Source organism: Caballeronia concitans, assembly GCF_001544615.1.
GTDB lineage: Bacteria > Pseudomonadota > Gammaproteobacteria > Burkholderiales > Burkholderiaceae > Caballeronia > Caballeronia concitans.
Window position 1 is genome coordinate 53,407 of the sequence record NZ_FCNV02000009.1, and the last position, 12,265, is coordinate 65,671.

The window sequence follows — 12,265 nt, forward strand, 5'->3', positions numbered from 1 at the left end:
CCGTCGCCATGTCCGTGCCGTTCATCGCCGTCATTCCCGCGCGCCTCGCGTCCACGCGCCTGCCGAACAAGCCGCTCGCGGATCTCGGCGGCAAGCCGATGGTCGTGCGCGTCGCCGAGCGTGCGCGCGAATCGGGCGCGAGCCAGGTGCTCGTCGCGACCGATTCCGACCGCGTCGTCGAAGCAGCGCGCGATCACGGCATCGAAGTGATGCTCACGCGCTCCGATCATCCGACCGGCACCGACCGCCTCGCCGAAGTCGCGACGCGCCTGAACTGCAACGACGACGCGATCGTCGTCAACGTGCAGGGCGACGAACCGCTCGTCGATCCGCAGCTCGTGCGCGATGTCGCCGCGCATCTGGCGGCGCACGGCGAATGCGCGATCGCCACGGCCGCGCATCCCATCCACGATCCCGCCGACGTGTTCAATCCGAACGTCGTGAAAGTCGTGCTCGACGCGAAGAGCGTCGCGCTCTATTTCTCGCGCGCGCCGATTCCCTGGACCCGCGACGCGTGGCAGCCGCACTGGCCCGACGTCGCCGCGCTCTCCGCGCTGCCGGCCGTTCCCGAAAACGTGCTGCGACATATTGGCCTATACGCGTATCGCGCGAAGTTCCTGCGCGGCTTCCCGAATCTCGCCCAGGCGCCCATCGAAGCGGCCGAAGCGCTGGAGCAATTGCGCGCGATGTGGCACGGCGAGCGCATCGCGGTGCGCGTGACGCACGACGCCCCGCCGCCCGGCGTCGATACCCCGGCCGATCTCGCCCGCGTTCAGGCGCTCTTCGCCCGCGCCGGCTGAAAGCATCGCGCAACCGGTGTATACCCCCGCCAAACGCTTGTGCGGCGGGCATCGTCGCGGTTTCCATAGTCGCTATTAGGGCCGCGATCGTAATGAGCCGTGGCATAATCAGGCGATTGCGCGAGCCTCCCGGTCAGCGCCACGCTCAACGTTGCGCCGCTGTCCGCGGGTGCCGCGCCGGCTTTCGAATCGGCCGCGCCGTCCTGTCGTCGACGCCGCACGAGCGTCGGCATCCAATATGACGGGCCTCGTGCCGAGCGGTTTCTAGACGATTCGGAGATATCACCATGCGTTTGATCCTGTTGGGCGCGCCCGGCGCGGGCAAGGGCACCCAGGCAAACTTCATCAAGGAGAAATTCGGCATCCCGCAGATTTCGACCGGCGACATGCTGCGCGCGGCCGTCAAGGCGGGCTCGCCGCTCGGCGTCGAGGCGAAGCGCTTCATGGATGCAGGCGAGCTCGTGCCGGATCTGCTCATCATCAATCTGGTGAAAGAGCGTCTGCTCGAAAGCGACTGCGCGAACGGCTATCTGTTCGACGGTTTTCCGCGCACCATTCCGCAAGCGGAAGCCATGAAGAACGCCGGCGTCGTCATCGATTACGTGCTGGAAATCGACGTTCCGTTCGACGAGATCATCACGCGCATGAGCGGGCGTCGCGTGCATGCGGCGTCGGGCCGGACGTATCACGTCAAGTTCAATCCGCCGAAGAACGACATGCTCGACGACGTCACCGGCGAACCGCTGATCCAGCGCGAGGACGACAAGGAAGAAACGGTTCGCAAGCGTCTCGACGTGTACGAAGCGCAGACCAAGCCGCTGATCGCCTATTACAACGACTGGGCGAAGAGCGGTCCGTCGAATGGGCTGAAGGCGCCGGAGTATCGCCGCATTTCCGGCCTCGGCACCGTCGATGAAATCCGCGCGCGCGTGTTCGACGCATTGAAGTAAGGCAATCGCGCAAGGTATCGAAACCCGCTCCAAAAGAGCGGGTTTTTTTACGGCCTTTTTGCGGGCAATCCCGTGACTACAATCAGCGAGACTCGCCAGAAGGCATCTATCTACCCACAAGGAGACGAGACATGGAGATGAAGGACAACGTTGTGCTGATCACCGGCGGCGCATCGGGTTTGGGTGCGGCGACCGCGCGGCTCGTCGCGGCGAACGGCGGCAAGGTCGTGATCGCCGACATGAACGAGAAAGCGGGCGCCGCGCTCGCGCGCGAACTGTCGGGCGAATTCGTGAAATGCGACGTGAGCCAGGAGAACGACGCGCAACGCGCCGTCGATGCCGCGACGAAGCTCGGCACGCTGCGCGGGCTCGTGAACTGCGCGGGCATCGCGCCGGCCTCGAAGACGGTCGGACGCGACGGCCCTCACCCGCTCGATCTCTTCAGCAAGGTCGTCGCGGTGAATCTGATCGGCACGTTCAACATGATCCGGCTCGCGGCGAGCGCGATGTCGAAGAACGAGCCGAACGGCGCGGGCGAACGCGGCGTGATCGTGAGCACGGCGTCGGTGGCGGCGTACGACGGGCAGATCGGCCAGGCGGCGTATGCGGCGTCGAAGAGCGGTGTCGCCGGCATGACGCTGCCGATCGCGCGGGATTTGTCGAGAAACGGCATTCGCGTGATGACCATCGCGCCCGGTCTCTTTGAAACGCCGATGCTGCTCGGCATGCCGCAGGACGTGCAGGATGCGCTCGGCGCAATGGTCCCGTTTCCGCCGCGCCTGGGCAAGCCGGACGAATACGCGATGCTCGTCAAGCAGATCTTCGACAATCCGATGCTGAACGGCGAAGTGATCCGTCTGGACGGCGCGATCCGGCTTCAGCCGAAGTGATGTGAAATGAAGTGGCGCGCGCTCAGTCGTCGTTATGCTGCGCGCGCTGCCGAAGCTCGTACAGTTCGGATTCGACGACGGTCGCGTCTTCCGCATCGGGCCGGTCTTCGAGATAGCGTTCGAGGTCTTCGAGCGCCGGCCGCAGATAATCGAGCCGCGCATACGCGAAACCGCGATCGCGCACTTCCTCGATACTTCCTGGCAGCACGATCACGAGCCGCTGCTGCACCGCGAGCAGCCGCTGCCAGCGCTCGGTCTGCAAATAGATGCTCTTCAGATTGCGCAGCATCCGCGCGACGATTTCGCGGCGCGTCGCCGGCTGCAACAGCACGCGCAACGCGCTACCGATGGATTCGCCCGCGCGCTGCACATACGGCTCCAGCATCTCGACCATTTGCGCTTCGGAAAGCGTCTGGCCGGTCGTCGGATCGAGCATCAGATCGCTTTCCGGCGTCGTCACGCGCAAGAGGAAATGCCCCGGAAACGACACGCCGCGCACCGGCAGCCCAAGTTGCTCGGCCATTTCGAGGTAAATGACCGCGAGCGAAATCGGGATGCCCCGACGGCGGCGCAGCACCGCGTTCAGATGACTGTTGTCGGGATCGTAGTAATCGTTGAGATTGCTTGAAAAACCGAGTTCGCGGAAGAAATAGCGATTGAGCGCATCGACCTTTTGCCGGACATCGGCGTCCTCGGGCATGCGGCGGCGGGCGCGCACCACGAGTTCGTCCATCTCAGCGAGCACCGCCTGCATGTCGAGGTCAGGATAGGCGTCCTGCGCCAGCGACAAGGCGGCCTCCGTCAGCGGCAGACTTTCGTCGTCCGCCATCAGCGAGGAGAAGTAGTCGAGGATGCGCGTCGTCGTCATCAAAGCGTGCGTCTCTTGAAATAGGCGTACTTGAAGCCCATCGCCGACAGAATACCGAAATATAGCGCCGCGAACAGAACCAGGCTCGCTCCGAGCAGCATGATTCGTGCGAACGGCGTCGCGCGCATGCCGATCCAGTCGAAGTTCGCCGATACCCAGTGCATCGTGCCCGCCAGCACGAGGCACGCGCCGGTCAACTGCACGAAAAAGCGCAGCCAGCCCGGCGACGGCCGGTAAATCTGGCGGCGGCGCAGCCCGACGAACAACAGGAACGCGTTGGCGAGCGCGCCGAGACCGATCGAGAGCGTGAGGCCCGCGTGCGAGAAGATCGGCACGAAGATGTAATTGCTCACCTGCGTCATGATCAGCACGCCGACCGCGATCTTCACCGGCGTCTTGATGTCCTGCTTCGCGTAAAAGCCGGGCGCGAGAATCTTGATCAGAATCAGCCCGATCAGCCCGATTCCATACGCCGACAGCGCGCGGCCGACCATCACGACCGAATGGCCGTCGAACTTGCCGTAGTGGAAGAGCGTCGCCGTGAGCGGCTGCGCGAAGAAGAAAAGCGCGACGGCGCTCGGCGCGGCGAGCAGAAACGTGATGCGCAAGCCCCAGTCGAGCAGCGCGGAATATTCGACGGCGTCGGCATCGACGTGCGCTTTCGACAGGCTCGGCAGCAGGATGGTGCCGAGCGCCGCGCCGAGCAGCGCCGTGGGGAATTCCATCAGCCGGTCGGCATAGTTGATCCACGATACCGCGCCCTGCCCGATATTCGACGCGATATTCGTGTTGATGATGAGGCTCAGCTGACCCACCGACACCGCGAACGTCGCGGGCACCATCTTCGCGAGCACGCGCTTCACGCCGGGATGCGCGAGCGCGCGGCGGAAGTTGAAGCCCACGTGCGGCATCATGTCGATCTTCTTGAGGCCGGGCAGTTGCACGAGCAATTGCAGCACGCCGCCCGCGATCACCGCGTAAGCGAGCGCGTAGACCGGAATCTTCAGATGCGGCGCGACGAACACCGCCGCGAAGATGAACGCCACGTTCAGCAGCACGGGCGCGAACGCGGGCAGCGAAAACTGTTTGTACGTGTTGAGCACGCCGGACGCGAGCGTGGTCATCGAAATAAAGACGATGTACGGGAACATGATCCGCGTCATCTCGACGGCGAGTGGATACGCCCCGCCGTCGTGCTTCAGCCCCGACGCGACCGCGAACACGACCCAGCTCGCGCCCGCCATGCCGACGAGCGACAGCACGACGAGGCCCCAGGTGAGCACGGTGGACATCGCGTCCACGAGCGCCTTGGTCGGATCGTGGCCCTTGCTATTCTTGAACTCGGCGAGGATCGGCACGAACGCCTGCGCGAACGCGCCTTCCGCGGACAGACGCCGCAGCAGGTTCGGAATACGGAACGCGACATAGAACGCGTCGGTGTAGAGACTGGCGCCGAAGGCTCGGGCGATCAGCGTTTCGCGGATCAGGCCGGTCACGCGCGACAGCAGCGTGAAGCCGCTGACCGTCAGGAGGGCTCGGAATAGATTCATGGGGCGCTTATTATACGGGCGGCGTATGACCCGGCTCCGTTACCCTGGCGTGTGAATCCGCGAGAATGACGGATTGCACCAAATCCGTCGCGACACGGCGACGCCGCCCCGGCGAAACCGCGCGCTTGTCACATCGTGTAGTCGCTTGCTATAATCGCGGGTTTCGACGCTCCGTTTCGGCGAAGTCGCGCCGAACGCACGTACTGGATGGATTGCGCAGCCTGCGCTGCGGGTCGTACAGGTATCGTGGCAGTACCGCTTAAACGTTCCGGGGCAATCGTTCCCCGGATTTCAGATCAAGGCAGCGCGCACCGTTCAACGCTTCCGGCCCCGCCGGGCACCGCGTGAAGGCCGCTCCGACAAGTAACAGCAGAAACAGGACAAGGAACCGTCATGGCAAATACCGCACAAGCTCGCAAGCGCGCCCGTCAGGCCGCCAAAGCCAACTCGCACAACTCGGCGCTGCGCTCGAAGTTCCGCACGGCCATCAAGGCAGTTCGCAAGGCAATCGATGCCGGCGATCAGGCCAAGGCTGCCGAAGTGTTCAAGTCGTCGGTCAAGACGATGGACATCATCGCGGACAAGAAGATCGTCCACAAGAACAAGGCCGCTCGTCACAAGAGCCGCCTGGCTGCAGCCATCAAGGGTCTGCAGGCTCCCGCAGCCCAGTAATTCCGGCTCGCGTCCGGCGCCAAGTCTCGTTCGCGAGGCGTTCGCCGGAACGGCTTCCTGTTTCCGCTGCGCAGTAACGAAAAAGCCCGCTTCTCGCGGGCTTTTTTGCGTCCTGCTCCGATTGCGGATCAGTCTTTCGGCTGGGTTTGCGGCTCGGTTTGGGCTTGGGGTTGGGCTTGCGGCTGTGATTGTGCCTGCGTCTGCGTGCCGTGATGCGGCGGCAGCTCGCACGCCTCGGTCACCAGGAGATCGTTGTCCTTCGCGAAATTCAGCACGAAATCGAACGCCATCGGCTCGATGTCGCGCAGGCGGGCATCAAGGATCACGACCTTGATGTCGTCGATCATCGTGGGGCGCACGTAGATGGAATATTGCAGACGCGCATTCGGCCCCTTCGCCTTCGGACCGTACGCCGACATGACACCGCACAGGCGCTCCGACCAGTCGCTCGGACGAAACTTTCTCCCGCTTTTGGTAATGCCTTGTATGAAGTACTGGGTCGGGGATGATTCAGCCATGTAGCGATACCTTTTGTCGGCCGGTGGCGGCACCGGCGAATGCACACGCTCGACGCGGAATTCACGCCGGCCGGCACGCAACGGCGCCGGGCGATGCTTTGTGAAACGGTCCGGAGAAGACCGCACATGCCCGCGACATAATGGCGGACTCGGCAGCACGGCGGATTCGCATGCGCAAAAGAACGCCGAGCGGACTCTTGCGAGCTTCGCCGACCTAGCGCGTGAAACGGTGCTGAGCGTTACTGAGTGTTGCAGAGTTGTTGAGACAAGCGGCAGCGATTATACCGCAGCCCCCTCTTTTCCGCAGCGCACACGAGCGGACGCCCGCCCGCGCGAGCGTCGGACAGGGCCGCGCGCCGGGCCTCCCGCATGGGCATCGGCCTTTCGGCCAGCCTCGTCAAAGTTCGCAAAATCCTTTATGCTCGAACGCGATACCCACTCCGACGGCGGCGGCGCCCGGTCTGGCGAGGCTCCTCGCGAGTCGCGCAGCCGGTTCGAAGCCGCCGCTTGCGTTTTCATGACCGCCAAGAAAATTCGCCACTATCTTCAGTTCAAGGATTTTTCGCTCGACGATTACGAGTACGTGCTCGAACGCGCCCGAATCCTGAAGCGCAAGTTCAAGAATTACGAGACGTACCATCCGCTGCACGACCGCACGCTCGCGATGATCTTCGAGAAGAACTCGACGCGCACGCGCCTTTCGTTCGAAGCGGGCATCTTCCAGCTCGGCGGCCACGCGGTGTTCATGAGCACGCGCGACACCCAGCTCGGGCGCGGCGAGCCGATCGAGGATGCGGCGCAGGTCATTTCGCGGATGGTGGACATCATCATGATCCGCACCTTCGGGCAGGACATCATCCGGCGTTTTGCCGAGAATTCGCGCGTGCCCGTCATCAACGGACTGACGAACGAATATCACCCGTGCCAGGTGCTCGCGGACATCTTCACCTACTACGAGCATCGCGGGCCGATTCACGGCAAGACCGTCGCGTGGGTCGGCGACGCGAACAACATGCTCTACACGTGGATCGAAGCGGCGCAGATTCTCGGGTTCAAGCTGCGCCTGTCGACGCCGGAAGGCTACAAGCTGGATCGCGCGCTGGTGTCGGCGGATAGCGCGCCGTTCTACGAGGAATTCGACGATCCGAACGAAGCCTGCGCGGGCGCGGATCTCGTGACGACGGACGTGTGGACCAGCATGGGCTTCGAGGCGGAAAACGAGGCGCGGCTGAAGGCTTTCGCGGACTATTGCGTCGACGCCGAAATGATGGCGCGCGCCCATCGGGACGCGCTTTTCATGCACTGCCTGCCGGCGCATCGCGGCGAGGAAGTGAGCGCGGAAGTCATCGACGGGCCGCAGAGCGTGGTCTGGGACGAAGCCGAAAACCGGCTCCACGTGCAGAAGGCGCTCATGGAATATCTGCTGCTCGGCAAGCTGAATCACTGACGCAGCGTCGCGCCCGCGCCGGTCAGAGGCAGACCGGCTCCATTTCCAGCTCCACGCCGAAGCGCGCGCGCACATCGCGCTGGATGGCTTCGGCGAGTTCGAGCACTTGCGCGCCGGTCGCGTCGCCGCGATTCACGAGCACGAGCGCCTGCCGCTCGTGCACCGCTGCCCCGCCGATGCCGCGCCCTTTCCACCCGCAACGGTCGATCAGCCAGCCTGCCGCGAGCTTGACCTGGCCGTCCGCTTGCCGATACGACACGACGCCCGGCTCGCGCGCTTTGAGCGCTTCGAACGCATCGGCGCTGACGACGGGATTCTTGAAGAAGCTGCCCGCGTTGCCCAGCACGGTCCAGTCCGGCAACTTCGCGCGTCGCACCGCGATGACGGCGTCGAAGATCGCTTGCGCGTTATACGCCGATGCGCCTTCCAGCGCGCGGGCCACATCGGCGTAGTCGGCGCGCGGCGTCCACGCTTTCGGCAGCCGGAACACGACCGACGTGATCATGAATCGCCCGCGCCCTGCCCGCTTGAAGAAGCTGTCGCGGTAGCCGAACGCGCACGCGTCGCGGTCGAATTCGGCGCGCGCGCCGGTTGCGAGTTCCACCGCGTGCAGCCGCTCGAAGCGCTCGCCCATCTCGAGGCCGTACGCGCCGATGTTCTGGATCGGCGCCGCGCCGACCGTGCCCGGGATGAGCGCGAGATTTTCGAGGCCCGGCATGCCCTGTGCGAGCGTCCACGCGACGAACGCGTGCCAGTTTTCACCGGCGCCGGCTTCGACGAGCCACGCGTCCTCATCCTCGCCGATCACGCGTTTGCCCATGATGCCGACGATGAGCGCGACGCCGTCGAAATCGCGTGTCAGCACGACATTGCTGCCGCCGCCGAGCACGAGTGTCGGCATGCCGGCGATGCGCGCATTGTCCACGAGCGCGGCGGCGGCTTCGACGCTATCGATGTGCATTGCATGACGCGCGCGCACGTCGAAGCCGAACGTGTTGTGCGGCCGCAGGGAATAGTCCGCGAGTAAGGAGGCGTGGGACATGAAAAACCGCGTGGAAAAGCAGGAGAACGGGCGCGGTCTTGGGGAAAACCAAGGCGCGTCGGTAGAATGACGTCAGGTCCGTGATTATAGCGATTGCGCGAGCCGCTCCCGGGCGCTCGCCTCAAGGAAGGGGAAGACACATGCCATCGTTTGACGTCGTCAGCGAAGCAAACATGATCGAAGTGAAGAACGCCATCGAGCAGTCCAACAAGGAAATCTCGACGCGCTTCGACTTCAAGGGTTCCGATTCACGCGTCGAGCAAAAAGAGCGCGAACTGACGCTCTATGCCGACGACGATTTCAAGCTCGGCCAGGTCAAGGACGTGCTGTTGTCGAAGCTCGCCAAGCGCGGCGTCGACGTGCGGTTCCTCGACTACGGCAAGCAGGAGAAGATCGGCGGCGACAAGCTGAAGCAGGTCGTCACCGTGAAGAAAGGCGTCTCGGGCGATCTCGCGAAGAAGATCGTCAAGATGGTGAAGGACAGCAAGATCAAGGTGCAGGCGAGCATTCAGGGCGACGCCGTGCGCGTGACCGGCGCCAAGCGCGACGATCTGCAGAGCGCCATCGCGATGCTGAAGAAGGACGTGACGGACACGCCGCTCGACTTCAACAACTTCCGCGACTGAGCGTCGCCGCGCGCTGCAAGGAAAAAGCCGTTCCGCATGACTGCGGAACGGCTTTTTTTATTCGACGGCCGCCGGCTTTTTCTTGTCGCCGATCCTGCTTTCCTTGCCGGCGAGCAGCTTGGAAATATTGGCGCGATGCCGCCAGACGAGCAGCGCGCTCATCGCCAGCACGGCAAGCGAAATGCGGCTCGGCCCGAACAGGAACACTTGAAAGAACGGCGCGAACACCGCCGCGACGAGCGCCGCGAGCGACGAATAGCGGAAGAAGAACGCGATGATCAGCCACGTCAGCAACGTCGCGAGCCCGAGCGCCGGATGAATGGCGAGCAGCACGCCTGCCGCCGTCGCCACGCCTTTGCCGCCCTGAAACCGGAAGAATATTGGGTACAGATGCCCCAAAAACACGGCGATGGCCGACAGCGCGATGACCGTCGCCAGCCCGGTTGCGTCCAGCCCGAACCGCGCGCCGAAATGGCCGACGAGCCACACGGGCAGCCAGCCCTTGAACGCATCGCCGACGAGCGTGAGGATCGCCGCGAGCTTGTTGCCGGTGCGCAGCACGTTGGTCGCGCCGGGATTGCCGGAGCCGTAGGAACGCGGATCCGCGAGGCCCATGGCTGAGCTTACGACCACGGCAAACGAAATCGAGCCGATCAGATAGGACGCGACGGCGACGATCAGATAAATCATGGGTTCTCTTTTGTCTTAAAAAACGCGGTGAGCATTCTAATCGACGCTCGCGCACTGCACGGGTTTTGCGTAAAGCAGTTCGGTGAGCACTGCCGGATCAAGGCTCACGAGATATCCGCGCCGCCCGCCGTTCAGGTAGATGGTGCCGAGTTCGAGGATGCTCGATTCAACATACACGGGCATGGCCTTTTTCGTGCCGAAAGGCGACGTGCCGCCGACCAGATAACCCGAATGCCGGTTCGCCACTTCGGGCTTGCACGGCTCGATGCGCTTCGCACCGGTCTGTCGCGCGAGATTCTTCGTGGACACGGTGCGGTCGCCGTGCATCAGGACGATCAGCGGCTTCGCGTGCTCGTCTTCCATGACGAGCGTCTTGACGACGCAATGCTCGTCCACGCCTAGCTGCCGCGCGGATTCTTCAGTGCCGCCGTGTTCGACGTAATCGTAAGGATGCTCGCCGAACGTCACCTGGTGGCGGCGAAGGAACTGCGTCGCGGGCGTTTCGGATACGTGTTTCGATTTGGACATGAACGCATTGTAGCGGCGCGCCATGCGGCTCACCATTGGCCGTTCGGCCTAGTGTACGAATGGGGCGCGCGCGGCGTACGATCGTTCGCCTGGAGGGAATTGCCATGAACGAACGTCCGTACGCGCCCCATAGTGCCATTTCATTCTGCGATCCTGAATGGCCTAACCGTATGAACGTTCAGTGCTGCACATCATCTCTCTCAAGGCAATACTTTCCGCAGGCTTTCGTCGCGCATGCATCGAATCGGCGCAAACGTGCGGTAACCCACCTTCGCCCCGAATTAGATCAGCGAACATGCGCGAGGCCGTTCGGGCCGCGCGCCATGCGCCCCTGCTGACGAGAAGCGCCCTGTCGACTCAACGTCTGGAGATTGTCATGGTCAACGAACCAGTCTTGCGCCGCGGTGTTCGCTGGATGCTGCTCGTCGTGGTGTACTACGTCGTCGCGGCGGCATCCTATAACGGCTATTTCACGAAATGGCAGTTCCGCGATGAGACGCCGCGATGGGCGTTGCCCGGCATGCTCGAAGGCACCATCGAGCGTCCGTTCGTTTATAGGCAGTTGCTTCCGGCCATCGCGAACAGCGTCGAACACGCAATGCCTGCGAAGCTCAAAGAGCGCGTGAACAGGGTGCTGCTCGACGACAACCGCACGCATCATCCGATCACCTGGTTTTATCCGAGCGCCGTGGACGCGCGCAATCCGCAGTACACGCTGCGCTATTACATGGTCTTCGGCATGTCGTTCGCGTCCCTGTTTCTCGCGATGTTCGCGATGCGCGCCGTCTGCATGACCTTCCAGGTGAATCGCACCGCAAGCACGCTCGCTCCCATGGCGCTCGCCGCCATTTTTCCGTTGATTCTCACCGACGGCGCCTACTTCTACGACTTTCCCGAGCTGTTATTCATGAATCTCGCGGTGTGGCTCGCGGCAAGAGGCCGCGTGCTGTGGCTCATTGCGCTCACGGCCGTCGCCACGTTTAACAAGGAATCGTTTCTCTTTTTCACGCTAACGCTCTTTCCGTTTCTCTACCTGCGTTATTCGCTCGGCAAGGCGCTGGCCTTGCAGGCGGTCACGCTCGCCATTGCCGGCGGGATCAACCTCATCGTCAAGATGAAATACGCGGGCAATAGCGGCGGAATCGTCGCGTTCAACCTGTATGAGAACCTCAATTTCCTGATTCATCCGCTGAGCTATCTGCGCTTCGAATACAACTACGGCGTGATCATGGCGAAGGGATTCAACATCATCACGATCGCGATCGCCGCCATTCTTTTGCGCTCGGGCTGGAGCAAGCTGCCCGTTGCGCTGCGGCGTCATGTGCTGATTGCGCTCGCCATCAACGTGCCGCTTTTCATGGCCTTCGGCTTTCACGACGAATTGCGCAACCTGAGCATGCTGATCGTCGGCGTCCTGATGATCTTCTGCGTGAACATTGCGCTCGTGCTCGAGCAGGCAAGCGTGCGTGCAGTCGCGGATACACCGAGCGGCAGCGCCATCGACGATAGAACGCCATCGTCGCGCCTGAGCGATCACGGCGCGATCGCGCGTTCCGCGCATCATCGCGCGCGCTTGGCCGATTCCCCGCATCGCAGTTGCAGACAGCGAGGCGCGGGAATATCGTCGGGCTGGAAGTAATTTCGCTACATCCGCGCGTGCGTCACCGAAGTGCTCTAGCGCACA

The 12,265-nt window shown here is 63.2% G+C and carries 13 protein-coding genes; 7 read left to right on the forward strand and 6 right to left on the reverse strand.

The features are described from left to right. The first annotated feature begins 8 nt into the window (after nt 1-8). The 3 genes from kdsB (at nt 9) to AWB72_RS19485 (ending at nt 2,640) form a co-directional block, all read left to right on the forward strand. Nucleotides 9-800, forward strand: a complete 792-nt coding sequence (gene kdsB, locus AWB72_RS19475) for a 3-deoxy-manno-octulosonate cytidylyltransferase (RefSeq protein ID WP_087128511.1) — start codon at nt 9-11, stop codon at nt 798-800. Between the two features lie 287 nt (nt 801-1,087). Further along, on the forward strand, nt 1,088-1,750 hold the full coding sequence (gene adk, locus AWB72_RS19480) for an adenylate kinase (RefSeq protein WP_087128512.1): 663 nt from the start codon (nt 1,088-1,090) through the stop codon (nt 1,748-1,750). A gap of 131 nt (nt 1,751-1,881) precedes the next feature. After that, nucleotides 1,882-2,640, forward strand: a complete 759-nt coding sequence (locus tag AWB72_RS19485; RefSeq protein WP_087128514.1) for a 3-hydroxyacyl-CoA dehydrogenase — start codon at nt 1,882-1,884, stop codon at nt 2,638-2,640. 22 nt (nt 2,641-2,662) lie between these two features. Here the strand turns inward: AWB72_RS19485 and AWB72_RS19490 are convergent, their stop codons facing one another. Together AWB72_RS19490 and murJ are read right to left on the reverse strand one after the other, a co-directional pair. Beyond that, complete coding sequence (locus tag AWB72_RS19490; protein WP_087128516.1) at nt 2,663-3,508, reverse strand: SirB1 family protein; 846 nt, start codon at nt 3,506-3,508, stop codon at nt 2,663-2,665. Further along, the gene (murJ, locus tag AWB72_RS19495) at nt 3,508-5,058 is read right to left on the reverse strand and encodes a murein biosynthesis integral membrane protein MurJ (protein ID WP_040051111.1); all 1,551 of its coding nucleotides are present in this window, start codon (nt 5,056-5,058) and stop codon (nt 3,508-3,510) included. Before murJ ends, AWB72_RS19490 begins: the two co-directional genes overlap by 1 nt. 393 nt (nt 5,059-5,451) lie before the next feature. Here murJ and rpsT point away from each other — a divergent pair, with 393 nt between their 5' ends. Continuing rightward, nucleotides 5,452-5,730 carry a 30S ribosomal protein S20 gene (rpsT, locus tag AWB72_RS19500; RefSeq protein ID WP_040051112.1) on the forward strand — a complete coding sequence of 93 codons (279 nt, stop codon included), beginning with the start codon at nt 5,452-5,454 and terminating at the stop codon, nt 5,728-5,730. A gap of 128 nt (nt 5,731-5,858) precedes the next feature. On the opposite strand, the gene AWB72_RS19505 is transcribed toward rpsT, so the two are convergent. Beyond that, a complete protein-coding gene (locus AWB72_RS19505) occupies nt 5,859-6,248 on the reverse strand; it encodes a DUF3579 domain-containing protein (RefSeq protein WP_087128518.1) in 390 nt (129 codons plus the stop codon). 517 nt (nt 6,249-6,765) lie between these two features. On the opposite strand from AWB72_RS19505, the gene argF reads away from it, so the two are divergent. After that, nucleotides 6,766-7,695 carry an ornithine carbamoyltransferase gene (gene argF / locus AWB72_RS19510; protein WP_087128519.1) on the forward strand — a complete coding sequence of 310 codons (930 nt, stop codon included), beginning with the start codon at nt 6,766-6,768 and terminating at the stop codon, nt 7,693-7,695. Between the two features lie 22 nt (nt 7,696-7,717). Here argF and murB read toward each other — a convergent pair whose 3' ends face one another. After that, nucleotides 7,718-8,737, reverse strand: a complete 1,020-nt coding sequence (murB, locus tag AWB72_RS19515) for a UDP-N-acetylmuramate dehydrogenase (RefSeq protein ID WP_087128520.1) — start codon at nt 8,735-8,737, stop codon at nt 7,718-7,720. A gap of 140 nt (nt 8,738-8,877) precedes the next feature. Here murB and AWB72_RS19520 point away from each other — a divergent pair, with 140 nt between their 5' ends. Then, a complete protein-coding gene (locus AWB72_RS19520; RefSeq protein WP_040051115.1) occupies nt 8,878-9,363 on the forward strand; it encodes a YajQ family cyclic di-GMP-binding protein in 486 nt (161 codons plus the stop codon). A 57-nt stretch (nt 9,364-9,420) separates the two neighbouring features. Here the strand turns inward: AWB72_RS19520 and plsY are convergent, their stop codons facing one another. Beyond that, nucleotides 9,421-10,053, reverse strand: a complete 633-nt coding sequence (gene plsY, locus AWB72_RS19525; RefSeq protein ID WP_087128521.1) for a glycerol-3-phosphate 1-O-acyltransferase PlsY — start codon at nt 10,051-10,053, stop codon at nt 9,421-9,423. 36 nt (nt 10,054-10,089) lie between these two features. Then, the gene (ybaK, locus tag AWB72_RS19530; RefSeq protein ID WP_087128638.1) at nt 10,090-10,581 is read right to left on the reverse strand and encodes a Cys-tRNA(Pro) deacylase; all 492 of its coding nucleotides are present in this window, start codon (nt 10,579-10,581) and stop codon (nt 10,090-10,092) included. A 376-nt stretch (nt 10,582-10,957) separates the two neighbouring features. On the opposite strand from ybaK, the gene AWB72_RS19535 reads away from it, so the two are divergent. Continuing rightward, entirely contained in the window at nt 10,958-12,220 is a 1,263-nt protein-coding gene (locus AWB72_RS19535; RefSeq protein ID WP_143754651.1) for a hypothetical protein, read from the forward strand. Nucleotides 12,221-12,265: the final 45 nt, after the last annotated feature.